Genomic DNA, 24,579 nt, shown 5'->3' on the forward strand with positions numbered 1-24,579 from the left:
GGCTAGATCAGGCCATCCGAAGCAACACCGCTACCGGCCACAACGCATCTCACCTACCGTCATTCCCGCGAAGGCGGGAATCCAGTGCCTTTCGTGCGAGAACGCGTGAAGTCACTGGATTCCCGCCTTCGCGGGAATGACGTTCTGGAAGGATGACGCTGAAGTCTCTGGATCCCCGCCTTCGCGGGGATGACGAGTTGGAAGGATGACGCTGAAGTCTCTGGATCCCCGCCTTCGCGGGGATGACGATCTGGAAGGATGACGCTGAAGTCTCTGGATCCCCGCCTTCGCGGGGAAGACGATCTGGAAGGATGACGCTGAAGTCTTCGGATCCCCGCCTTCGCGGGATGACGATCTGGAAGGATGGCGCTGAAGTCTCTGGATCCCCGCCTGCGCGGGGATGACGATCTGGAAGGATGGCGCTGAAGTCTCTGGATCCCCGCCTTCGCGGGGATGACGAGCAAGGCGGCCACACCTCGCTTCAACGCGCGCTAAGCCACTGACCTCGCGCTGCCGACTCATACATGTCGCTCAAGCATGCCCACCCTCACGCGGCAGCGTGAAATAAAACGTAGCGCCCTCGCCTTCGCGACCCTCGGCGCGGATCGTCCCGCCATGGCGCTCGACGATGCGCTTGACCGAGGCCAGGCCGATGCCATGCCCGGCGTAATCCTCGACGCTGTGCAGGCGCTGGAACGGCCGGAACAACTTGTCGACATAGGCCTGCGGAAACCCCGTACCGTTGTCGCGCACGAAGAATTCGCGGCCGCCGCCGGCCGCCTCGGTGGTGCCGAACTCGATCAACCCCGGGCTGCGATCGCGGGTGAACTTCCACGCGTTGCCGAGCAGATTGCCCAATAGATTCCTCAGCAGCGGCGCATCGCCGACCACCTGCAGGCCCGGCTCGATCCGCACCTCGACCTCGCGCTGCGCATCGCCCATGCGCAGCTCCTCGATCAACTCGTTGGCGACGCGGCTCAGGTCGACGCTCTCATGCTTGAGTTCGCTGCGGGTCACCCGCGACATCTTCAACAACGCGTCGATCAAGTCGCCCATGCGCGCGGCCGCCTTGCGTACCCGCGCCAGATAACCGCTGCCGGATTCGTCGAGACGATCGGCGTACTTCTCGCCGAGGATGCGGCTGAAACCGTCGATCGCGCGCAACGGCGCGCGCAGGTCGTGCGAGACGCTGTAGGCGAACGCCTCCAGTTCCTGATTGGCCTGGCTGAGCTCGCGCGTGCGCAGCGCAACGCGCGCCTCCAGGGTGCGGTTGAGCGCATGCACGCGCGCTTCCGCGCGCAGCCGCTCGGTCACGTCCTCGACCTGGACCAGGCCGGTGATGTCCTGACCGACCTTGCCCGGCACCGGCGAATAAGTCAGCTGCACCTGCCGCGCGACGCCGTGCTGGCGACGCAGGCGACGGGTCGCGCGCAGCACGCCGTCCTCGTCGCTGCTGCCGCGGGCATGCGCCGGCAACTCGCCGTCCTCTTCCTCCAGCAAGGTGTCGAAACGCTGGTCGAGCAGGCGCGGCAACTCCATGCCGACGATCGCCGCCAACGCCGGATTGGCATCGACGATGCGGCCCTCGCTGTCGAGCAGCGCCTTGCCGATCGCCGAATACTGCATGGCGCTGCGGAAGCGGGTTTCGCTGCGGCGGAAATCCTCGGTCATGCGCGAGGCGATCTGGCGCGCGCGCGATTCGGTATGCGCCAGCACCAGGGCGATGCCGTACAACAACAATGAGCTGAATATGCCCAGCGCGAACAGATTGCGCAGGCCCTGCATGCGCGGCGCGGCCTCCTCGATCGGCGGCGATTCGTATTCGATGCGCCAGGTGCGCCCGTACACGTCGAACGTCGCCTTGTGCACGAACGCCGCCGGCTGGGTGGGCGCCGGGCCCGCGGTGCGGAACAGCAAGGTGTCGCGTCCGGCGCTGTCGTCGTAGATGCGAAAGCGCATGTCGCGATGGCTCTTGCCGAGCGACATCTCGACGAATTTCTCCATCCGGAACGGCACGTACACCCAGCCCTGCATCTCGGCGCGGCGCAGGCTCGGATTGAGCGGCCGGCCGCCGCCCAGATACACCGGCAGCACCAGGATCATGCCGGTACTGGTCACGCCCTCGCGCTTGTCCTGCAGCAACTGGATCTTGCCCGACAAGCGCGCCTGGCCCGATTCCAACGCCGCCTCCATCGCCGCGTGCCGGGTGGCCTCGGAGAACATGTCGTAGCCGATCGTTTCGACGTTGGCCGGGGTCTTGGGTTCCAGGTAGAGGACCGGCCCGTAGATCTCGCGCTGACCGAACGGCCGCACCGTCAGCAGGCCGTAACCGGCGTCGCGCCATTCGTGCTGCAACTGCACCAGCAGGCGCTGCGGCACGTAGCCGGTGAAACCCAGGCCGAGGGTCGCCGGAAACCGGCGCTGCAGGTTCATGCCCTCGACATAGGCTTTCCACTGCGCCGCGGTCGGTCGCTGCACCGAGGCGAACAACGACACGCCGCCGCGCGCGACCAGTTCGTAGTTGACCAGGCGCTGCTGGATCAGCTCGGTGACCTGCACGGTCTGGGCGACGAATTCGGCCTGGGCCGAACGCTGCTCGCGATCGCGCGCGATCCGCCACGCGGTCAGCACCAGCACCAGGGCGACGATGAATACGATGAAGGCGAGCAGATAGCCGCGTCGCGGGGTCAGGCCCGACAGGTCGGAATAGGCTGCCGGGTCGTGCGGCGGCGCGGCGCGTGCGGCCGGATCGTTCGTCGTCATGGGCGCAGCATACAAGGCGCGTCGTGCGGGTCACGTCGACAGTGCCGCCTCATTCCTTTGGCTACGATGACTCGGGCGGATCGCGCGGCGCGGACTCGCGCGCGAGTTCATCCAGCATCAGCCGGTTGATGCACTCCAGATGATCCATCGCCAGGCGCCGGCACAGCCGCGGCCAATGCTGTTGCTGCCGGACCGGATAACCGCGCCGGTCCAGCTCGTACAGATAGCAGTCCATCTCGTCGGCCAGCGCCAGCAAGGCCATGCCGTTGCGATCGGCGCGCCGCGCCATCGCTTCGTGGCTCGGGCGCGGCCGCAGGCAGTACAAGACCCATGCCATCAGCACCGCCAGCGCCAGCATCGAAGCGGCCAGCAGCAAGTACGGCCACGGCGAGTCGGCGTCCGGCCACAGGTTCGCCAGCGCCGCACCGAGCCCGGCCATCACCAGCCACCGCGGGTCAGTGCCAGCAATTCGGCCGCCTTGACCTTGAAGCGGCAAGCCTGGGCCATCAGCAGCGCGCGCTGGCGCGTCGACACATAACCGCGGCTGCGCATGCGCCGCAGCATCGCGGTCGAGATGCCGGCCGCCTCGGCCGCCGCGCGCGCGGTCGGGAAACAGGCGATGTAGCGTTCGACCGGATTGGGCCGGCGCGGCAGCAGCGGATCGGGGTTCGACCCGGCGCCCGGCGGCGAGGTCCCGGAGCGGCCGGAGCGATCCGATCCACCACCGCCATTCGGCGAATCCGTCTCGGCGGCGGCGAGGATTGCGGCCGATGTTGCAGGACGCGAACCCGGTCCCACATTCGCCCGACCATCCGGCCGGGTATTGCCTATCAATCGATTGGGTCGATCCATAACCTCTCCATCGGGCATCCATGCCCGAAAAAAATACCATCCGAAATTGCTCTTTTCAACCAGCAAAAAGAGTGATCTTTTTGCAAGGGGGTACGCAACAATGAGTTGCGCTATCCTCGCCCCGCCAGACGGTCGGGGACGAGCGGCCGCCCACGTTTCAGCCCTGCAGGATGCTCCGGCGAGACCTATGACCAACGCTCCCCATCAAGAATTCGCCAATCGGCTGCACCAGGCGCTCGACTTCTCCGGATTCGCCAAAGGCCGAGCCCGCACCGGTGCCCTATCCGCCTACTACGACGTCAGCCGCGAGACCGCTCGCAAATGGCTGGTCGGCCTGGCGCTGCCGGAACTCGAACGCATGCTGCAGATCGCGGTGCAGCAGCACGTGAGCTTCGAATGGCTCGCCACCGGCCGCGGCACGATCGAAGGCAAATCGCTGTCGGTGCGCGAAAACGCGGCCAAATACAGCGATCCCGACGAACTGCGGCTGATGGGCCTGATGCGCAAGCTGTCGCGCAAGAAGCGTCGCGCGCTGATCGAACTGCTCGACGGCAACTGAGGTTTTCGGGTTCGGACGCGCGTCGTGCCGGCGGAGCCGGCGACGCTTCGGGCGAGTACGCGCCGCGCGCGCTCATGCCATCGGATGCAAGCGCGACATGCGGGCGACCACGCTCGGCGAACGCCCTTGCGCGCCACGCGCGGCATCGGCCCGACTGAATCGGTCGCCGCGACGAACACACGCAGCGCTTGAGAACGCGCCGTCAGGCCCTATACTGAACCTGTCAGCGAAACAGCTGTCCCCGGGGGTGCACTGGCTTCGACGGGGGTCGCGAAATCGCCTGGTGCATGCCGAGGGGGTAGCTTTCCTCGTTAATCCAGCTGCAAAACTCTAGTTGCCAACGACGACAACTACGCTCTCGCCGCTTAAGGCGTAAGCCTCGAAACTGCTTGTGTCCGTGCTCGCAGCGTAGAGTCATTATCACGGAATCGTCGGGAGCGGCTGCCTGTCAGCGCCCGGTTAACCTCTAACAGGCTGGTTCCTGGATGCGCTTCGCGCACCGTGCTGTTCGGGAACGAGATCTAACGGAGCGCTAAGCATGTAGTACCGGGGATGGAGTGCCTTCGGACGGGGGTTCGATTCCCCCCACCTCCACCATCTCAACAGATCAGGCTGAAGTTCCTAGTAGGACTTCGGCCTTTTTTGTGTCCGCAGTGGCGCCGAAGGATCTTGCAATCGGATTCGTCTTGGCGGCAACAATGGTGATGACCGATCCGCCAAAACAATCACCGCCATGTCGCGCGCCCTACTCGCCCATACAGATCTCACCATCCGCGAAAAGATCACGCACCGATGACGGACGATCCCTATCGCGCCCCCATCCATTCGGTAAGTGGCCCACCCGCGAGCCGATGGCCGCGTTACGTGGTGATTCTGAGTTTTGTGCAAGTGCTGTCCCGCGTAATGGACAACGCGCCTTCGGCCATAGAGATGACCCGCAACGGCGATCTGACGCCCATCAGCTTGTTGGCTCTCGTCCTGTCCTGCGCCACGACGCTGATCGGTGCCGCGATGTTGCTGTGGCGCAAGCCGCTATCGGCGTCGGCCGCCTATGCGATATCGAGCTTGTTCGCCGCGCTGGTCATGGCTGAGTGGCGGCCGCCGCTGGCATTCACCGGCTTGGGCATCGCACTGATCGGGCTTTTGGTAGGTGTGCATATGCGCTTGCAGGTCAGAGCCGCTCGCGCACACTGAGAGCAACACGTCGCAACTGCGGATTGGTCGGCGCTCCAAGATGCCGGTGCTTCAGCCTGCGTCAACGCGACCGCGCGGTCACTGCCATGACGGTTGACTCCACCGCGATCGGGAGCCGCTTGCAGGTCGCTTGCTTACGCAGCAAAGCCATCACCCCTTAATCATTCGCACGTCGTCGTAGCGAATCGACAGGAGCCGCCGCCCCACCCTGTCCAACGCGGATGGGCGAGCTTGGCGCCGAAGGCTTGGCTCAGCGACGCGCGCCGTGCCTGCGCTCGGCCCTCGTACGGGCCGATGCGAAAAGGCCCCGGTCACCCGGGGCCTTCTCACCACCCCGCTCAGTTCTGCGAAGGCGTATTTTCAGCGAAATACTCGTGACTGTCGGCGTTGTCCAGGGCGCTGGCCGGGTCGCTGATGGCCAGGCTCTTGGCGCCGGACTGGCCGTAGACGTGATCGTCGGTGCCGGCCACCGCGGTGAAGTGGCTGGTCTCGTGGATCAAGGTGCCGGCCTTGGAGTCGGTGCCGGTCAGCGGCGCGGTCCAGAACGCCCGGCAGACGTAGATCTCGTACGGCTGGTTCGGATAGACGTAGGCGTAGTACTTCTGGTTGCAGCCGCAGTTGACCGTGATTTCGCCGTTGCTCTGGTCCAGCGCCGCGTCGATGGCGACGAAGTGCTGGCTGGCGGTGGCGTAGCGCGAGGAGGTGTAGGAACCGAACCAGGTCGTGTAACGCGGACCGACCGTGCCGGCGTTGAGATAGCCCTTGGCGTTTTCGGCATAGCCGCGCGCAGCGTTGACCGCGCTGCCGATGCTGTCGATCTGGGTCGCGCTGCAGCTCTTGTACGACACGCCGCCCACGACCGAACTACCGCCACCTCCACCGGGCTTGCCCTGGACGCCGACGTTGGCGCCCTTGCCCGCGACCCACAGGCTCAACGGCGCGCTCTTGGCGACCTGCGGCAAACCGTTCTTCTGGTTCAACGCGCTGCCGTCGGACAAGGACGCGAACTGCAGGGCCGAATCCATCGCGACGACGTACTGGCCGCTCTGGCTGAAGTCGTAGGCCTTCGACAAATCGACGACGCTGCGCAGGGTTTCGCCGGCGCGCAGGATCACGAAATCCTCGGCCTGCGGCAGCCCGCGTTTGATCATCGGGCCCTGATAGGCCACCGTCGCGCCGTCGCGGCTGATCTGGAACAGCTTGGATTCGACCAGATTCGACGGCAGTTGCCACTTGGGCACGCGCGCGGTGTGGCGGCTGGTGTTGGTCACCGTGACCTCGACCTGCCCTTGGAAGCCGCCGGCCGGATCGGCCACGGCCATCAGGCCCACGCGCAGCGGGCTGACCCGGTCGGCCGGCGGCGCCGCGGTGACCGAGGCGATCGCGCCGGCCAGCAGCGTGCCGCCCGCGATCGTCGGCATCAAAACGAGTTTCTTCATCGTGTTCACCTCGAAGTTCGATAAGAGTCCGTTGCCTGCGCTCAGAAGCCGGCGGCGTTGAGCCGGCCGCCGCTGACGGTCTTGCCGCTCAACGAAGGGGTCGCGATCGCCGAACTCATGATCGCGCTCTTGATGTCGGCCGCGGTCGCGCCCGGATGCGAGGACGCGTACAGCGCGACCGCGCCGGTGACGTGCGGCGTCGCCATCGAGGTGCCGTTGTAGCTGGCATAGCTCGGCACGACCTGACCTTTCGAAGACACCGGCACCGTCGACCAGATGCCGTAGCCCGGCGCACCGATGTCGATGGTGGTCGAGCCGTAGCTGTAGATCTGCGAACCGTCGGACCGCAGCGCGGTGACCGAAAGCACGTTCGGGTTCGGATACTCGGCCGGATAGCAGTCGGAGGTCTCGCAGTTCACGCCCGCGTTGCCGGCGGCGACCACGAACAGGATGCCGGCGGTGTTGGCGCGGCCGATCGCGTCCTGCAAGGCCTGCGAGAACGGACCGCCGCCCCAGGAGTTGTTGGTGGCGACGATGTTCAAGCCGTGACGCGACTTGAGATCGTTGAAGTAGTCGATCGCCTTGACCGCGTCGGCGGTGCTGCCGCTGCGCCGTCCGAGGAACTTGCCGCTGATCAGCTTGACCCCGCTCCAGCACACGCCCGCCACGCCCTGGCCGTTGCCGCCGGCGCCGGCGATGGTGCCCGCGACGTGGGTGCCGTGATCGTCGCCCGCGCCATCGAAGACCTGATTGTCGTTGCCTTCGAAATCCCAGCCGTGCACGTCGTCGATGTAGCCGTTGCCGTCGTTGTCGACGCCGTCGACCGGATCGTAGGGATTGGTCCACGCGTTCGCGGCCAGATCCGGATGCGAGTACATGTAGCCTTCGTCGATGATGCCGACCACGACGTTGCTGCAGTCGGTGTGCCCGCCGGCCCAGGCGACCGCGGCCTGCGAGCCGTACTGGTTGGCCGGAGTCGAACCCGAGCCGTACATGCCCCACAGCGAACCGTTGGTGTAGTAGGTGTCGTTGGACGCGGCCTGATGCTGGTACTGCCAGTTCGGCTCGGCGTATTCGACGCTCGGATCCTTGCTGAGTTCGTACACGGCCGCCGCCAGATCGCGGCCGGCCGGCACCCGCATCAACGCCAGTTCGCCGCGCTTGCCGTTGCCGCCGCGCAGGGTTTCGATTTTCTCCAGGCCGAAGGCCTGGCGCGCCGAGGATTGCTGCACGGCGCTGGTGCCGTCGCGGTACTTGACCAGCAATTCGCCGACCTGGTGGGCGCGACCGGCCTTGAGCCCGGCCAGCGCCAGATCGGGGCGGCCGCCGGCGAAGGCGGTGGACGAAACACCGAGCGCGGACACGACCGCGCCACACAGCAGAGCGATACGGAACGATGACTTCATTGGCTGGTACCTTGAGGTATTGGCTGGCGACCGGGTCTGGTCGCCGCATGACTCTATTTGCCAAATCCGTCACAAACATGCTGCGGCGCGGCATTTGCTGAATTGCGTTAATAGCGGGCCAGACGCGTGAGTGTGTTCACATTTCGCGATTTATCGCGCCGGTCGCGAATACCCGGCCCGGTCCGCGAGCCATCGCCGCTGTTTCGTTCTTGAAACATCGACAACCCACCGGCCGAGCGTATATTCGCCGCGTCGGATGCCGTGTTCACCACCGCATGGACCATGACGACTCCGCCGACGACGTGCATTGGGGAAAAGACTCCCTCGCCGAATCACCCAGGACTCGAAAAAGGCACACCCGGCGAGAGCCGGCGTCGCAAAGCCTCCGGGTACCGGCCCCACGCCGGCACGGCCGAGCTACCGAGCGCATCGAACGGGCGACCACGCCCCGCTCATGGAGTTCTGACATGTCCACTCAACGACGTTGGCGACCGCTGCTGGCAGCGGCGCTGCTGCTCGCCTCCTCCGCGGCCGGGGCGGCCTCGGTGCAACCGACCACCTATCCAGGCAACTTCACCAGTTGCGACGACCTGCCCGGTGTCGCCACCTGGGGCGGCCTGGGCTACAGCACCGGCAGCGCGCCGGTCAACGGCCAGAGCTACAACCTGGGCGTCGCCGGCCAGAGCATCACCTTCAACTACACGCCGTCCTCGCAGAACCAGTACATCGGCTTCAACGCGACCATGCCGATGGACTACATCGTGGTCAAAGGCGGCAATGCCTACAACGTGTTCCATTACGTTCCAGGTTCGTCCAGCGACATCAACCTGTATTCGCCCGACAACGGCAGCGGTCAACCCGCCGGCGTCAGCCATGTCACCTTCTGCTTCCTGCCCAAGCCCACTGGCGAGAAGACCGCCGACGCGAGCTGGCAGCGCTACAGCGACTGGAGCATCGACAAACGCGTAGTGCCCGAACAGATCACCATGTTCGACGGCGACAGCCACCAGGTCGAATACACCGTGACCGCCACCCCGCTCACTCGCGGGCTGTATCGCATCGCCGGCACGATCACGGTCAAGGACCCGTTCGATTTCGGCTGGAAAGCCAGCGCGGTGGTCGACACCATGCAGTTCGGCAACGCGCCGAATCAGTTCGTCCGGCAGTGGACCTCGCAGGGCGGCGACACCGATACCCTGGATTGCGCCAAGCCGGCGCCTAACGCGCAGAAGATGATCCTCAACTGCAGTTACGCGTTCGATCTGAGCAGCCTGAGCTATCCGTTCCTGTCGAGCGCGAGCGGCGGCGTCAACGCCGCGGGCATCACCGCGCAACTGCAAGGCGGCGCGCAGAGCTACACCTTCGTGGCCTCGGCGGGCTTCTCGATCCCGGCCAATCCGGCGCAGAGCTACGGCGACAGCTTCGCCATCGACGACTCCATGCTTGCCAACGCCATCGACCACAGCTTCACCCTCGGCGACGGTCCGTACGTGTGGACCTATCCGCGCGCGCAGCCGTTCGTGTGCGGCGCCGATCAGGGCTCGCACGGCAATACCGCCACCGGCACCTGGAGCACCGGCGCGAACAGCAACGCCAGCGCCAGCGATTCGGCCAACGTCAACGTGGCATGCCGCACGGTCTCGATATCCAAGACCGCGCAGACCCGCTACGAGCGCGACTACGGCTGGACGCCGGACAAGCACATCGTGGTGTCGCCGGCCGACGCCAAGGTCACCGCCATGCAGGGCTGCCTGCCCGATCCGATCGCCAGCGGCGATTACGCGGGCAATTATCTGTGCGACGACGTCGACGTCACCCTGAACACCGGCGGCAGTTACGAGACCGTGTACCGGCTCGCCGCGACCCGCGCCATCGAATCGGAAAGCGGCTTCGCCGTGTCCGGCGACATCCAGATCGGATGGCCGGCCGACGTGACTCCGCTGTTCAGTCCGTCCGCGCCCAGCGACACCCTGCACTTCGCCGGCGGAACGACCCAGTCGGTCGCCCCGGCCTGCGACGCGCAAGGCGCCACCTCGCTGCATTGCAGCTATCAGGCCGCGTTGAGCGGCAAGCTGGACGGCTACAACGAAGCGATCATCCAGCGCGTGAAGCAGTGCTACGACGCCAACGGCAACGCCAGCGATTGCGGACTGCAGGCCTACACCTCCAATCAGGCCGCGTTGTCCTACGGCGAGCCGAACGTGGAGACCGACCGCTGCGTGCTGCTGACCGATCTGTTCAACGGCACCGCCGGGCTCAACCTCGGCACCGGCTTCGGCTGGACGGTGCAGCCGCTGTTGTGCGGCAGCTTCGCCCAGTTCGTGACCGGCGACGTCGACCCCGATCCAGGCATCGTTCGCAGTGTCGACGTGCTCGCTTCGTGGCTGCCTCCGAGCCAGATCGGCGCGGGCAATACCTGCCAGTTCATGGTGCCCAACCTGCTCACGCTGGCGACCGACAACGGCGCCAACAAGAGCGACGAGGCGGTGCTGAGCGTGCGCGTGCCGCAACTGTGCGCGAGCGCGGGCTGCACCTACACCCAGGGCTATTGGAAGACCCACTCCAAGTACGGCCCCGCGCCTTACGACGCGACCTGGGCGAAGATCGGCGAAGACACGCTGTTCTTCAGTTCCGGCCAGACGTGGCGCGCGGTGTTCTGGACTCCGCCGAAGGGCGGCAACGCTTACTACATCCTGGCGCACCAATACATGGCGGCGCGGTTGAATGTGGAAGCGGGCGCGAGTGCGCCGTCGCAGGTCAGCAGCGCGATCGCGCAGGCGACCGCGTGGTTCACCGGACGCAGCAGCACGGCGCCGAAGGGACCGGCGCGCGATACCGCGATCAATCTGGCCGGCATCCTCGCTGCGTACAACGAAGGCAGCACCGGTCCGGGTCATTGCTCGGTTTCGCCGTCCACCCTGGCCAAGGCAACGCAATGAAAATGAAAACGCGGTAAGTCCTGTCCAGACCCCGGCTTGTCCGGGGTCTGGTTGGACGCGGCGACACTCTCGGTTCGAGTGAAGATCTCACTCGTGTCCGCCGGAGCCGCAATCGCCGATAGCAATCCCGCGCCCGGATGCGTGTCCTCCCGTTTCCGCGCGGACAATGCGACTAACGCGGTGGATGCGTCACGCGCACTCGATCGCAGTCAGCGCCCGCCCTATCTCACCCGGTTGACTCGTTCAGCTCCAATTGAGACGATAATCACAGCGAGCATCAGGGGTCCGTCAGAGTTCTCACGCCAGCGAATCGGCCTTCGACCGAAAGCCGAATCATCCTTCGTGAGAATTTATGAATCGTCTGACCCTGGCCATCGGCCTGGCGCTGTCGGCTGGCCCGCTGTGCGCGAACCAAGCGCCGGCCGCTACGCAAACACCCGCCTCCGCGCCCTCTCCTTCCGTCTACACCTACGATCCGGTCAAGGTGATCGGGCAACGCCTGTTTCCGTATCAGGAAGGCCTGGTGCTGGACCGCGCGTACATCGACGAACAGATCCGCGGCAACGGCGACATCGGCAGCCTGCTGCGGATCAATCCGAACGTGCAGTTCGACGAGACCTCGCGCACTTCGCGCAACATGGGCGAGATCCGCCCGGCCGACATCAGCATCAACGGCGGCTTGTACTACCAGAACTCGTTCCTGCTCGACGGCGCAAGTTTCAACAACGACCTCGATCCGGTCGGCCCGTCCTCGCCGGCGAATATTCAGGACGTGCCCAGCCATACCCAGGGCATCGCGCTCGACACCAGCCTGATCGGAACGCTCACCGTCTACGACAGCAACGTGCCGGCGGCCTACGGCGGCTTCAATGGCGGCGTGGTCGAGGCCGAAAGCCGCAAGGCGCGCGATGCGTTCTCCGGCAGCGTGGCGCTGCGCATGGCGCGTTCGGCCTGGAACGAGGCGCATATCGCCGAACCGGCGCTCGGCGATTTCGAACAGTCGGCAACCGAAGCGCAGCAGCCGAACTACGACAAATACGAACTGCGCGCGACCCTGGAAGGCCGCAGCCGGAACGGCCTGGGCCTGATCGGCAACATCGTGCGCACGCGCTCGGTGATTCCGCTGCGCGGTTACACCTCCGGACGCAGCAGCGCGAGCGACGACAACGAGAAGGAACAGGTGCGCGAAAACACCAGCGCCAGCCTGCGCGCGGACTGGAGCAACGGCGAGGGCCTGGAGCTCGGCGCCAGCGTGACGTATGCGCCGACCGACGAGCGTTATTTCATCATCAACGCCAAGAACGGGTTCTACGACCTCAAGCAAGGCGGTCCGGTCACCAGCTTCCGCATCAACTGGCAACACGGCGCCTGGACTTGGCGCAATTCGCTCAGCTACAGCCAGCTCGACAGCTCGCGCCGCAGCGAGGTCGATTACTGGAAATCCTGGGCGCGTTCCAGTGAAATGGACTGGGGTGTGACCACGCTCAGCGCCGAAGGCAGTTGGGGCAATATCGACCAGAGCGATCGCAGCATCGGCTACAAGCTGAGCCTGGAACGCGACGCGCTGCACTGGGGCCGCAGCGAACATCGTCTGCAATACGGCCTGGAATACCGCGACCGCAAGGCCGAATACCACCGCCTCAACGATCACTACAGCTGGCTCGACCCGCTTGCGACCAATACCTGCACCGACCGCCTAGGCGCAATCGATACCAATGGCTGCTCGCTGTCGCCGGTGCTGGCGACCGGCAATGGCGTGGTCAAGGGACGCGGCCAGTATTTCAGTCGCCGCGCCATCTATCGCGAAGGCTACTTCGGCGCGAGCAATCGCGAGTGGAGCGTGTTCGCCCAGGACGACGTACGCCTGGGCCGCTGGAGCCTGCGTCCGGGCGTGCGCGTCGACGGCGACAGCCTGATGGGCAAGACCACGGTCGCGCCGCGACTGGCGATGTCGTGGGACGCGTTCGGCAACCGCGACACCTTGTTCACCGCCGGCCTCAACCGCTATTACGGCCGCAGTTTCTTCAGCTACAAGCTGCGTGAAGGCCGCGAGAGCCTGCAGCTGGAACAACGTCGCACCAGCAATCTGATCTGGACCGACGTGCGTCAATACCCGACCAATTACCGCTTCGACCAGCTGCGCATTCCCTACAGCGACGAGGTGTCGGCGGGCATCAACCAACGCTGGGCCGGGCTCGACCTGAATTTGAAATACGTGCGCCGCGAGAACCGCGACGAAGTGCTGCGCGAATCGATCCCGAGCCTGGACACCAGCGGCCAGTACGCGACCCGGATCAGCCGCTACACCAATCGCGGCCAAAGCCGCAGCCAGACCTATACGCTGAGCGTCGGTCCGTCGACGCCGCTGCGCTGGGCCGGCAGCGTCACCAATGCGCAGCTGGCGTTCGACTACACCGACGTGCGCCGCAACTACAACGACTACGAAACCGCCTACAGCGACGCCTTCGACGACAACGTGCGCTACGACGGCAAGATCATGCGCCGCTGGGACATCCCGGCGCGCGCATTCAACCGGCCGTGGACCGCGCGCCTGGCCACGCAGACCCGGTTGCCCGAGGCCGGCCTGTTGTGGAGCAATTTCCTGCGTTATCGCGGCGGGTACCGCGGGCTGCGCGAGTTGGGCCGTGAGGTCTACAACGGCGAATCGATCGCGGTGATCGAGGAGATCGCGTATCCGAAAAGCTGGACCTGGGACAGCAGCGTCGAATGGAGCCTGGACCTGCCGCATCGGCAGGAAACCTATGCGCGCATCGAGGTGCAGAACCTGACCAACCGCGCCAACCTGATCAGCAGCACCAGCGCGACCGCGACCTATTACGAGCCTGGCCGCTCGTATTGGCTGGAACTGGGGTATCGGTTCTGAGCATGCTTGCGATGGACGAGGGGAAGCGGTCATGCGCGTGTTGACGCGCTCGGTATTGCGCGGCGCGGCTTGGTTGCGCGTGTCGGCTGCGAAGCTGCGGTTGCGCTTCGTCGCCATGGCCGCGCCGTGGCTGCTTGGTGCGGGCGTGGTGAGCGCGATGGCATGGGTGACAGCGAGTTCGGCGCAGGATGTCGGCGACGACACGATGCGAGGTGCCGACTCGCCCAGCCTGGCGCAATGCCGCGAACGCATCGCGATCAGCAGCGTGCAGATCGATCGCGACTGCCTGCGTCGCGTCTACCGCCTGCCGATCGAACAATGGCCGCGGCCGCAGCTCGAGCCCGGCGCGCTGTGGTCTGAATTCGCGCCGCTGCCGAAAGCCGCGCCCTCCCCGGCCGACAATCCGCCGAGCGCGGAGAAACTCGCGCTCGGGCGCCGGTTGTTCGAAGACCCGCGCTTGTCGGGTTCCGGACAGATCGCCTGCGCGAGCTGCCACGATCGCGAACTGGGCTGGGGCGATGGCCGCAGCGTGCCGTTCGGCCACGATCGCCAGAGCGGACGCCGCAATGCGATCTCGCTCGCGATGAGCGGTCTGTCGCAGCCGCTGTTCTGGGACGGCCGCGCGCAGACCCTGGAAGCGCAGGCGCTGCATCCGATCGCCGATCCGCGCGAAATGGCGGCCAAGCCGTCGCTGGTCTTGAAGCGATTGCGTCGCGACGCCGACTACCCGAAGGCGTTCGGCGCCGCATTCGGCTCATCGCGCATCGACATGGACCAAGTGAGCAAGGCGCTGGCCGTGTTTCAGCGCAGTCTGCTGCCGCGCGCCAACCGCTTCGACCGGTTCCTGGAAGGCCGCCGCGATCTGCTCGACGATCGCCAACTGTGGGGCTTGCACCTGTTCCGCACCCGCGCCGGCTGCATGAACTGTCACAGCGGCGCGAGCCTGAGCGATCAGTCGTTCCATAACCTCGGCCTGCATTTCTACGGCCGAAAACTGCAAGATCTGGGCCGTTACGAAGTCACCGGCCTGGCCGCCGATGCCGGCAAGTTCAAGACGCCGTCGCTGCGCAACGTGGCCAAGACCGGGCCGTGGATGCACAACGGCCGGTTCGCCAATCTGCGCGGGGTGATGAATCTGTACAACGCCGGCATGCCCAGGCCGCAGCCGACCTCGGCGCAGATCGGCGACCCGCTGTTTCCGCAACCCGATCCGCTGCTCAAGCCGCTGGACCTGCATCGCGCCGAGCTCGATGCGATCGTGGCCTATCTGGAAACGCTGTAGCGCGCCGAATCCGTTACTTGGTCTCGGGTTCGCCGCCGCCGTCTTCGCCGTAGAACATCACCCCGAGCTTGATCCGCTCGCGACCCTGCGCCTTGCGATGGCGGTTGGTGTCGCGCAGCGAATACACGCAGCCGCAGTATTCCTGCTGATAGAACTGCTCGCGCTTGCTGATCTCGATCATGCGCTGGCTGCCGCCTTGCTTGCGCCAGTTGTAGTCCCAGTAACTCAAATGCGGATACGGCGCGACCGCGCGGCGGCCGGAGTCGTTGATCTGCTGCATGTTCTTCCAGCGCGAAATTCCCAGTGAGGTGGTCATCACTGGGAAGCCATGCTCGTGCGCATACAGCGCGCTGCGTTCGAAGCGCATATCGAAGCACATGGTGCAGCGGATGCCGCGCTCAGGCTCGTTCTCCATGCCTTTGGCGCGGGCGAACCAGTGGTCGGTGTCGTAATCGGCATCGACGAAGGGCACGCCGTGCTTCTGCGCGAAGCGGATGTTTTCCTCCTTGCGCAGTTCGTATTCCTTCACCGGGTGGATGTTCGGGTTGTAGAAGAACACCGTGTAGTCGATCTGCGATTCGACGAAGGCCTCCATCAACTCGCCCGAACACGGCGCGCAGCACGAATGCAGCAGCAGTTTGCCGCCCTCGCCCGGCAGGCTCAGGCGCTCGCGTTCGCCGCTCATGCGGCCGGCGCCACCAGCTTGACCACGCTGGAGAAATCCAGGCCGCCGTGGCCGGCGCGGCTGTTCATCGCGTATAGATTGCGCGCCAGTTCGCCCAGCGGAATCGACGCGCCGACGCCCATCGCGGCTTCGGCCGCCAAGCCGAGGTCCTTGAGCATAAGGTCATTGCCGAAACCGCCGCTGTAGCCGCGCGAGGCCGGCGCATTTTCGAGGACTCCTGGCCACGGATTGCATACTTCGGTGGCCCAGCTGCGGCTGGTGCTGACCGCCATCATCTGCGACAACACTTTCGGGTCGAGACCATGCGCGACGCCCAGCGCCAGCGCTTCGCCGGTCACCGCCATGATCACGCCAAGCGCCATGTTGTTGCACAGCTTGGCGACCTGGCCGGCGCCGTTCGCGCCGACGTGGAAGATGTTCTTGCCCATCGCCTGCAGAATCGGACGCGCGCGCTCCAGTGCATCGGCGTCGCCGCCGACGATGAAGGTCAAGCTGCCGGCGGCCGCGCCCGCGGTGCCGCCGGAAACCGGCGCGTCGATCATTACCACGCCCCGCTGCGCCGCGACGGCCGCGACCTTCTGCGCCGAAGCCGGCGCGATGGTGCTGCAATCGATGACCAAGGCGCCCGGTTCGATCGCGGCGAGAATGCCGGCGTCGCCGAGGTACAAGCCTTCGACATGCCGGCTCGCCGGCAGCATCGAGATCACGATCTGCGCTCCGGTGACGGCTGCCGATGCGGTCGCGGCCGCGTGCGCGCCAGCCGCAACTGCGGTTTCGACCGCGGCGGCGCTCAGGTCGAACACTTGCAATGCGTAGCCGGCCTTGAGCAGGTTCGCGGCCATCGGGCCGCCCATGTTGCCAAGACCGATGAAAGCGATAGTGGTCATGCCGGATTCTCCACACTGTGCTCGAGATCGGCCAGCGGATGCGCGTCCTGCGGCCACGGCGCGACGAAGAACGGGGCGGCCCAGGCCGACGAGGCATCGGCCAGCGTGGCCGGGTGCCACTTCGGATTGCGGTCCTTGTCGATCAACAAGGCGCGGATGCCTTCGGCGAAATCGCCGTGCGCGGCGCAATGCAGCGACACCAGGTATTCGAGCCGGAACGTGTCGGCCAACGACAGCGTCGCCGCGCGTTGTTGCAGTTCGTAGCCCAGTCGCGCCGAGCCCGGCGCGCCCGCGGCCAAGGTCTTGCGCGCGGTCTGCAACCACGCATCGTCGCTGTCGATTGCGTCGATCCGCGCGACGATCGTGTCCAGGTCTTCGGCATCGCACAGCTGCGCGATCAGCTCAGCGTGCTGTTGCAGCGGTCCGGCCGGCGCGGGCTGCGCCTGCGCTTGCAGCAATTGGGTCAGCAGCCCGCGATTCCGCGCGCCGTCGCCGCTCCATTGCGTCGCAACCAAGGCCGCGAACACAGCGTCGTATCGCTCCTGCGGAACATAGTGATCGGCCAGCCCCGAAAAAATCGCGTCGCCTGCATTCAATGGCGCACCGGTCAATGCCAGGAACAGGCCGCTGCGCGCGGGCGCGCGCCGCAGCAACCAACTGCCGCCGACATCCGGATACAGGCCGACGGTGATTTCCGGAAACGCCAGTCGCGAACGTTCGCTGGCGACGCGATGGCTGGCGCCGGCCATCAGGCCGATGCCGCCGCCCATGACGATGCCGTGGCCCCAGCACAACACCGGCTTGGGATAGCTGTGGATGCGGTAGTCGAGCCGATATTCGGTGGCGAAGAACGCCGTGGCCTGGGTGTTGTCGCGGATATCGCCGCTACCCGTGGCCTGATACTCGCGCATGCCGCGATACAGGCCGTGCAGATCGCCGCCGGCGCAGAAGGCTTTCTCGCCCGCGCCCTGCAGCACGACCAATGCGATCGCGTCGTCGCGCGCCCACGCCGCCAGTTGCGCATCGAGCAACTGCGCCATTTCCAGCGAAAGCCCGTTGAGCGTGGCCGGCGCGTTGAGCGTGGCGATGCCGATCTGCTTGCCGCCGATCGCGGCGCGTTGTTCGAACAACACCGGCGCCTGCGCCGGGGTTTCGAGGAGCGAGGCGTTCATGCGTTCTTCCATTGCGGCGCGCGCTTTTCCAGGAACGCGGCCACGCCTTCGACCTGATCCGCGCTGTCGAACAAGTCGACGAAGGCTTCGCGCTCGCTGACCAGCGCGGTCGCATGGGATTGCGAACGCGTGGCCTGCACCAGCGCCTTGCACGCGGCCACGCTGGTCGGGCTCTGCTTCTCTGCCGCCTTGGCCCAGGCCAATGCACGCGCTTTCGATTCGCCCTTGCCTACCACGTCCTCGACCAGGCCAATGCGCAGCGCGGTCGCGGCATCGACGCGCTCGCCGAGCAGCATCATCCGCTTGGCCCAGCCTTCGCCAACCAGTCGCGCCAGGTTCTGGGTGCCACCCGCGCACGGCAGCAGGCCGACGGTCGCTTCCGGCAAGGCCAGCTGTGCCTGTTCCTCGACGATGCGCAGATCGCAGGCCAGCGCGCATTCCAGGCCGCCGCCCATCGCATAGCCGTTGATCGCGGCGATCGACACGCCGCGAAACGCGCTGAGGGTTTCGAAGGCTTCGCCGAAACGGCGTGCCGCGTCGCGCGCCAGCGCCTTGTCGCCGCTGGCGAACTGCTTGAGATCGGCGCCAGCGGAAAAGAACTTCTCGCCTTCGCCGGTGATCACCAACGCGTACACGTCGCGCTGCGCATCGAGGTCGCGGACCAGGTCGCGCAAGGCCGCGAGGCTGTCGCGGGTCCAGGTGTTGGCCGGCGGGTTGCTCAGGGTGACCACGGCGGTGTGGCCGTCGATCTCCAGCTTCAACCCGGTGTAGGACTTCTCGGCAAGACTCATCGCAATTCCTCGTCGGTGTTCAGCAGATGGCGCGCGATGATCACGCGCATGATTTCGTTGGTGCCTTCCAGGATCTGATGCACCCGGCAGTCGCGCAGCAGGCGTTCGATCGGGTATTCGCGGATGTAGCCGTAGCCGCCGTGGATCTGCAGCGATTCGTTGCAGATCGCGAAGCCCGCATCGGTGGCAAAGCGCTTGGCCATCGCGCACCACACGGTCGCGTCATGGCTGCCCGCATCGACCTTGCGCGCGGCGGTATGCACCATCTGCCGCGAGGCGATCAGCTGCGTGGCCATGTCGGCGAGCTTGAACTGCAAGGCCTGGAACTCGGACAGCTTCTTGCCGAACTGGCGGCGTTCGCCCATGTAGCGCCGCGCCGCGTCGAGCGCGCCCTGAGCCGCGCCGAGCGAACAACTGGCGATGTTCAAGCGCCCGCCATCCAAGCCCTTCATCGCGATCTTGAAGCCGTCACCCTCGCGGCCAAGCAGATTGCGCGCCGGCACCCGCACGTCGACGAACGTTATGCTGCGGGTAGGCTGGCTGTTCCAGCCCATCTTCTCTTCCTTGCGCCCGTAAGTGATGCCGGCGCTGTCGGCGGCGACCGCGAACGCGCTGATGCCGCGCGCGCCTTCGCCGCCGGTGCGCGCCATCACCACCAGCACGTCGGTCGCTCCGGCGCCGGAAATAAACGCCTTCGCGCCATTGAGCACGTAATGATCGCCATCGCGGACCGCGCGCGTCTTCAGCGACGCCGCGTCCGATCCGGCGCCCGGTTCGGTCAGGCAATACGAAGCCAGGCGCTGGCCGCTCGCCAGCGATGCGCCCCATTCGGCGCGCACCGCGTCGTTGGCGTGCGCGGTCAACATCCACGTCGCCATGTTGTGGATGCTGATGAACGCCGCCGTCGACGGATCGATCGCGGCGAGTTCTTCGAACACGATCGCCGCGTCCAGTCGGGTCAGGCCCGAACCGCCGGCGGCTTCGTCCACGTACAGACCGCAGAAACCCAGTTCGCCCGCCAGCGCGATCGCTTCGCGCGGAAACACGCACTGCGCGTCCCAATGCGCGGCGTGCGGCGCGAGTTGCGCGAGCGCGAAATCGCGCGCCGCGTCGCGATAGGCGGCTTGTTCTTCGCTCAGTCCGGTCGGCGCGGCCGCGGTGGCCTGCCAGTGCATGACCGCGGCCATCACATGAGACTGATCGTGGTATTGACGCCGTGGCCCTGGGTCTCGTCGTCGAACCAGCGCGCGGTGACGGTCTTGGTCTGGGTGTAGAACATCACCGCCTGCTTGCCGTACGGCCCCAGGTCGCCGAGCTTGGACGCGCGCGAACCGGTGAACGAGAACAGCGGCACCGGCACCGGAATCGGCAGGTTGATGCCGACCTGGCCGATGTCGATCTCTTCCTGGAACTTGCGCGCCGCCGCGCCCGACTGGGTGAAGATCGCGGTGCCGTTGCCGTTGGGATTGGCGTTGACCAGCGCGATCGCGTCGTCGAGCGTGTCGGCTTCGAGAATCACCAACACCGGGCCGAAGATTTCTTCGTCGTAGATGCGCATGCCCGGCTTGACCCCGGAAAACACGGTCGGGCCGATGAAATTGCCTTGTTCGTAACCCGGCACCGACGGCTTGCGTCCGTCGAGTTCCAGCTTCGCGCCCTGCTCCACGCCCGAAGCGATCAAGGCTTCGACGCGTTCGCGCGCGGCGCAAGAAATCACCGGACCGACATCGGTGCCCGGCTCGGTGCCGGCATTGACCTTGAGGGTCTTGGCCTTGACGACCAGATCGGCGATCCAGTGCCGCGCCTCGCCCACCATCACCGCGGTCGATGCGGCCATGCAGCGCTGCCCGGCCGCGCCGAACGCGGCGCCGGCCATGGCGTTGAGGGTTTGCTCCTTGTTCGCGTCGGGCAGAACGACGGCGTGATTCTTCGCGCCCATCATGCACTGCACACGCTTGCCGGCCAGCGAGGAACGCTGATAGACATGGGTGCCGACCTTGGTCGAACCGACGAACGACACCGCGCGGATATCGGCGTGATCGCAGATCGCGTTGACCACGTCTTCGCCGCCGTGGACGACGTTGAGCACGCCCTTCGGAATGCCGGCCTGCAGCGCCAGTTCGACCAGGCGCATGGTCACCAGCGGGTCCTGTTCGGACGGCTTGAGCACGAAGGTGTTGCCGGTGGCGATCGCCATCGGGAACATCCACAACGGAATCATCGCCGGGAAATTGAACGGGGTGATGCCGGCGCAGACGCCGAGCGGTTGCAGCAAGGTGTAGGTGTCGACGCCGCCGGCGACGTTGTTGGCCAGTTCGCCCAGTTGCAGGTTGCCGATCGCGGCCGCGTGTTCGACCACTTCCAGGCCGCGGAACACATCGCCTTCGGCGTCGGGCAGGGTCTTGCCTTGTTCGGCGGTCAGGATCGCGGCGAGCTCGCTCATGTGCTCGCGGATCAACTGCTGGTATTTGAGGAAGATGCGCGCGCGCGTGCCGATCGCGGTCTTGCGCCAGCTCTTGAACGCTTGCGCGGCCGAGGCGACCGCGGCGTCGACTTCCTCGCGCGTGGCCATCGGCACGCGGGCCAGCACGACCTGGGTGGCCGGGTTGACGACGTCGCGCCATTGAGTGGTGGTGGACTCGACGAATTCGCCGTCGATCAGAAGCTTGACCGTCGCGACCTCGGTCGCAACGCGATGCATTTCGTTCATGCTCGTTCTCCGTGACGCACACCCGCGGATAAGCGGATGTCGCGGAGACGCAAGACGAGACAAGGCGAGGCAACGGCGAACGCAGGCCGACTGCATCAGCTCGTCCGGTTGCCCGCCGCAACATCCGAGGAGGACATCGCATGCGATGTCCGCCACGGGCCGGTCTCCGGGCTTGCGAGCGATGCCAATGCATCACCCCGACACCTTCCCGCGCGAACGCAGTGGTGAAACGTCGGGTTTTCTCGCATACCGTTGCGGGGGCAGCGCCGGCCTTGGACGATCCCGTCCGCACCGGCTTCCCGTTTCACCCTGCGCGCCGGTATGGCTTGGCGGCAGGACACCTGTGGCGTGCGCAGTGTAGTGCCGGGGTACGGCGTGGACAAGCTGCGGGGGCGTATGTGGGGGTTAGGTGATCTGGCGCGCTGTTCGCTTAATCGGGTCATGTCGCAAGGACGAACCAACGCGACTTCAACGTTATCTTCCAGAACGTCATTCCCGCGAAGGCGGGAATCCAGAGACTTAAAACGTCCTCGCACGAAAGTCGCTGGATTCCCGCGTTCGCGGGAATGACGTTCTGGAGGACGACGCTGAAGTCTCTGGATTCCCGCCTTCGCGGGAATGACGTTCTTGAAAGAGCGTCAATGAGTTCTGTGGATGTGACTTCGAGAAAACGCGCACTACTTCGCACAATCCGAAAGCTGCTTATCCGCATACCACACCGCCCGACGCGCCTGGTCGTAGGCCATATCCGCAGTGCGCGGCAGGAGTTGTTCGATCTGAATCGGATCGCCGCCGCGCGCCGCGGCATATTCGGCGCGTTGCAGGTCGGCCAAGTGAATCAGCACCGGCGCCACCAACGCCTTCAATCGCTGTCGGTCGCAACCCGCCGCGCTCGCTTCCAGTTCGCCGACCCACTTGCGCACGCGCCGGCTGGCTTCGCCCTGCAGGCCGGGCGCTTTCTCGAACGCGATCGGCGCGGCCTTGTAGGCATCGCCAGTGGCTTCGCTGCCCAGGTCGGAGGGTCGCTCGTGCAAGGCGGGATTGAAACGCACCGGCGGCGGTGGTCGCGCGCGCACTTCCTGCACCTGTTTGCGATGCGGCAGTTTGGCGATCACCCGCTTCAGGCCTGTCTTGAGTCTCTTGGTCGCCACCTCGCTCAGGGTGCCGTCGCTTTCCCACTCGCCGCCGAAACTGCTGCCTTCCTCGGGCGCAATCGGATTGCGACGTTCCAAGAGCGCCTGCATCTGTTTCACACCACGATCGTTCGCGCCACCTGGCGGGTCGCCGTCGGGCTTGCGCATCGGGTCCACGGCGACGCCCGCGGGCAACACGATCTGTCCGTCGGCTGCGTACAGCCGGCTGGTGGTCGGCGGCGTGGCTGGAGTCGTCGCCGGACGCATCGGCACATCGGGTAGCCGCTCGTTGCGAGGCGGAACGGAACTCGGAGAGGTTGCCGCGTCAGGGGGAACGCTTCGCGTTGGTTGCGTTGGTTGCGTCGGCGGCACGATAGACAGTGGTTGCGACGGCGACGGCTGCGCATCGGCGACGACGCGTTCGATATAGATCACGTCCAGCGCCGGCGCGGTCGACGGCAGTTCGGGCATCCGGAACAGCAACCAGCCGCTGAGCAGGCAAAACGCGATGGCGATCGACGCGGCGGCGACATGGACGAAGAAGTCCTGCGGAAGCGCTGCCTTCTTCATTCGTCCTTCGCCGTCGGCGGATTTGATGGATGCATCTGATGGATACATGGATGCGTCATTGCGAACGCGGGTACGCCGTGCCCGCCGTGATGCGAAACGCAACGCGGACCGGCCTGTTTTCTATCGGTTGATGCTCCGCACACGCACACGACGGGACTTGCGGCCGATACGGACATGACGACGGCTGCGCGCGCGGCGTCATCGATCGCATCCGATCATTCAAACGTTCGGCGCGACCACGGCGGTTTGCAACATCGATGCCGCGCAACCGGCGAGCCGCGATCGTCCGCGCCGCTTTCATCGCTCGGCGAACGTGACGATACAGAGCAAGGTGCCCGGCAGAGAATAAAAATTCCGTTGGCAAACGCCGCACTCGCGCGTGCCATGGGGCATTCATTCACTATTCGTCGACAGCGGACGGATGAGCGTCGGTGAGAGAGCGATCAGTACCAGGCTCTATCGTGAGCGGCACGCGATGCCGACACCGAGCCAAACCGAAACGATGCCAGCGGGTCTTGCATGTGGGCTTGCCCGAGAAGCCCGCGAGATGCCGGCTCGGAGGCATCGCATTGCTCAAGTATTTACGTCGACCACGGGCCTGTACACCCTGCCCGTCGGATCGCGGATCGATCCGACCTCGCCCCGCCCGGCGCCGCCACCCGATAAGCGCGACGCCTCGGCGATCGCCTTACTTACGCCGGAACGCCGGAACCAGCGCGCCTTCGGCCAGCTTGCCGTTGGACTTCCACACCACGGTCTGCGACGGGAAGTCGCCGCTGCGCACCTGCGCGGTGACCTTGCCGGCCAGCAATTTGCCCACGCCTCCAGCCGAAGGGTTCCACGCGAACACGCCTTCGCGGCCGTACCAGACCACCGGGGTGGTGGTGTCCAGGCGGCGGTCGGGGCACAAGACGAATTTGCGCTCTTCCAGCGCCCTCAACGACGCGGCCGGCACCGCGGTGATGCCCGGGCGGCTGCGCTCGGTGGAATGGTCGGGACAGACTTCGGCCGAGCGCGCCATCGCAGCGTCGTACACCTGACGGTCCTTCTGGGCATGGGCCGCCGGGGCGACGGCGAGCATCAGGCCCAGGCTCGACAGGCCCAGCTTCGACAGGCTCAAGCTCGATCCGAACATCTGCGATCTGCGACTCATGATGACTCCTTGCATTAGGCGTATTCGGTGCCGCTGGTCAACGCGGAACGTGGGCGGGGGCGAAGCATAGCAACCGCAAATGGTGATTAGCGTGTCGGCGGCTGGTGCCAGACCATCTAGGTACGGATCGCGACGGGCCACGGATCCATTGTGGCCGGAC

Annotated in this window: 18 protein-coding genes, 1 other RNA gene and 2 riboswitches; of the genes, 6 read left to right on the plus strand and 13 right to left on the minus strand. The window is 65.8% G+C overall.

The features are described from left to right. Window positions 1–531 precede the first annotated feature (531 nt). From ASD86_RS20275 to ASD86_RS20285, 3 genes are all read right to left on the minus strand, one after another. Entirely contained in the window at window positions 532–2,763 is a 2,232-nt protein-coding gene (locus tag ASD86_RS20275) for a CHASE domain-containing protein (RefSeq protein WP_056114888.1), read from the minus strand. 61 nt (window positions 2,764–2,824) lie between these two features. Then, window positions 2,825–3,202, minus strand: coding sequence for a hypothetical protein (locus ASD86_RS20280; protein WP_056114891.1), 378 nt, complete (start codon window positions 3,200–3,202; stop codon window positions 2,825–2,827). Beyond that, a complete protein-coding gene (locus tag ASD86_RS20285) occupies window positions 3,202–3,615 on the minus strand; it encodes a hypothetical protein (RefSeq protein WP_162253712.1) in 414 nt (137 codons plus the stop codon). The genes ASD86_RS20280 and ASD86_RS20285 overlap by 1 nt, the downstream gene beginning before the upstream one ends. 187 nt (window positions 3,616–3,802) lie before the next feature. On the opposite strand from ASD86_RS20285, the gene ASD86_RS20290 reads away from it, so the two are divergent. The 3 genes from ASD86_RS20290 to ASD86_RS20295 all read left to right on the plus strand — a co-directional run bounded on the left by ASD86_RS20290 (window position 3,803) and on the right by ASD86_RS20295 (window position 5,368). Further along, on the plus strand, window positions 3,803–4,174 hold the full coding sequence (locus tag ASD86_RS20290; protein ID WP_031373591.1) for a helix-turn-helix domain-containing protein: 372 nt from the start codon (window positions 3,803–3,805) through the stop codon (window positions 4,172–4,174). Between the two features lie 243 nt (window positions 4,175–4,417). Next, window positions 4,418–4,771: a transfer-messenger RNA gene (gene ssrA, locus ASD86_RS26150) on the plus strand. A 195-nt stretch (window positions 4,772–4,966) separates the two neighbouring features. Beyond that, window positions 4,967–5,368 (plus strand): hypothetical protein, encoded by a 402-nt coding sequence (locus tag ASD86_RS20295; RefSeq protein WP_157476920.1) that lies wholly within the window; start codon window positions 4,967–4,969, stop codon window positions 5,366–5,368. Window positions 5,369–5,706: 338 nt separating this feature from the next. On the opposite strand, the gene ASD86_RS20300 is transcribed toward ASD86_RS20295, so the two are convergent. Together ASD86_RS20300 and ASD86_RS20305 are read right to left on the minus strand one after the other, a co-directional pair. After that, a complete protein-coding gene (locus ASD86_RS20300; RefSeq protein ID WP_056114899.1) occupies window positions 5,707–6,807 on the minus strand; it encodes a M35 family metallo-endopeptidase in 1,101 nt (366 codons plus the stop codon). A 41-nt stretch (window positions 6,808–6,848) separates the two neighbouring features. Beyond that, complete coding sequence (locus tag ASD86_RS20305) at window positions 6,849–8,213, minus strand: S8 family peptidase (RefSeq protein ID WP_056114906.1); 1,365 nt, start codon at window positions 8,211–8,213, stop codon at window positions 6,849–6,851. Window positions 8,214–8,554: 341 nt separating this feature from the next. Beyond that, window positions 8,555–8,638, plus strand: a riboswitch (cyclic di-GMP riboswitch). Between the two features lie 42 nt (window positions 8,639–8,680). Here ASD86_RS20305 and ASD86_RS20310 point away from each other — a divergent pair. The 3 genes from ASD86_RS20310 to ASD86_RS20320 all read left to right on the plus strand — a co-directional run bounded on the left by ASD86_RS20310 (window position 8,681) and on the right by ASD86_RS20320 (window position 15,318). Continuing rightward, window positions 8,681–11,152, plus strand: coding sequence for a hypothetical protein (locus tag ASD86_RS20310; RefSeq protein WP_056114908.1), 2,472 nt, complete (start codon window positions 8,681–8,683; stop codon window positions 11,150–11,152). Between the two features lie 352 nt (window positions 11,153–11,504). After that, entirely contained in the window at window positions 11,505–14,036 is a 2,532-nt protein-coding gene (locus ASD86_RS20315) for a TonB-dependent receptor (RefSeq protein ID WP_056114911.1), read from the plus strand. Between the two features lie 31 nt (window positions 14,037–14,067). After that, on the plus strand, window positions 14,068–15,318 hold the full coding sequence (locus ASD86_RS20320; RefSeq protein ID WP_056114914.1) for a cytochrome c peroxidase: 1,251 nt from the start codon (window positions 14,068–14,070) through the stop codon (window positions 15,316–15,318). Window positions 15,319–15,331: 13 nt separating this feature from the next. Here ASD86_RS20320 and ASD86_RS20325 read toward each other — a convergent pair whose 3' ends face one another. The 8 genes from ASD86_RS20325 to ASD86_RS20360 form a co-directional block, all read right to left on the minus strand. After that, a complete protein-coding gene (locus tag ASD86_RS20325; RefSeq protein ID WP_056114919.1) occupies window positions 15,332–16,003 on the minus strand; it encodes an epoxyqueuosine reductase QueH in 672 nt (223 codons plus the stop codon). Next, window positions 16,000–16,890 (minus strand): 3-hydroxyisobutyrate dehydrogenase, encoded by an 891-nt coding sequence (gene mmsB, locus ASD86_RS20330; RefSeq protein WP_056114922.1) that lies wholly within the window; start codon window positions 16,888–16,890, stop codon window positions 16,000–16,002. Before mmsB ends, ASD86_RS20325 begins: the two co-directional genes overlap by 4 nt. Continuing rightward, window positions 16,887–18,062: an enoyl-CoA hydratase/isomerase family protein gene (locus tag ASD86_RS20335; protein ID WP_056114924.1), complete on the minus strand. Its 1,176-nt coding sequence runs from the start codon at window positions 18,060–18,062 to the stop codon at window positions 16,887–16,889. Before ASD86_RS20335 ends, mmsB begins: the two co-directional genes overlap by 4 nt. After that, a complete protein-coding gene (locus tag ASD86_RS20340; protein WP_056114928.1) occupies window positions 18,059–18,853 on the minus strand; it encodes an enoyl-CoA hydratase in 795 nt (264 codons plus the stop codon). Before ASD86_RS20340 ends, ASD86_RS20335 begins: the two co-directional genes overlap by 4 nt. Beyond that, window positions 18,850–20,028 carry an acyl-CoA dehydrogenase family protein gene (locus ASD86_RS20345; RefSeq protein ID WP_157476946.1) on the minus strand — a complete coding sequence of 393 codons (1,179 nt, stop codon included), beginning with the start codon at window positions 20,026–20,028 and terminating at the stop codon, window positions 18,850–18,852. Before ASD86_RS20345 ends, ASD86_RS20340 begins: the two co-directional genes overlap by 4 nt. An 11-nt stretch (window positions 20,029–20,039) precedes the next feature. After that, the gene (locus tag ASD86_RS20350) at window positions 20,040–21,554 is read right to left on the minus strand and encodes a CoA-acylating methylmalonate-semialdehyde dehydrogenase (RefSeq protein ID WP_056115232.1); all 1,515 of its coding nucleotides are present in this window, start codon (window positions 21,552–21,554) and stop codon (window positions 20,040–20,042) included. Between the two features lie 148 nt (window positions 21,555–21,702). Next, window positions 21,703–21,923, minus strand: a riboswitch (cobalamin riboswitch). 317 nt (window positions 21,924–22,240) lie between these two features. Then, window positions 22,241–23,266 (minus strand): hypothetical protein, encoded by a 1,026-nt coding sequence (locus ASD86_RS20355; RefSeq protein WP_056114934.1) that lies wholly within the window; start codon window positions 23,264–23,266, stop codon window positions 22,241–22,243. A gap of 688 nt (window positions 23,267–23,954) precedes the next feature. Next, window positions 23,955–24,419 carry a hypothetical protein gene (locus ASD86_RS20360; protein ID WP_157476922.1) on the minus strand — a complete coding sequence of 155 codons (465 nt, stop codon included), beginning with the start codon at window positions 24,417–24,419 and terminating at the stop codon, window positions 23,955–23,957. Between the last annotated feature and the right edge of the window lie 160 nt (window positions 24,420–24,579).

Origin of the sequence: Lysobacter sp. Root690, assembly GCF_001427785.1 — a bacterium.
Taxonomy (GTDB): domain Bacteria; phylum Pseudomonadota; class Gammaproteobacteria; order Xanthomonadales; family Xanthomonadaceae; genus Lysobacter.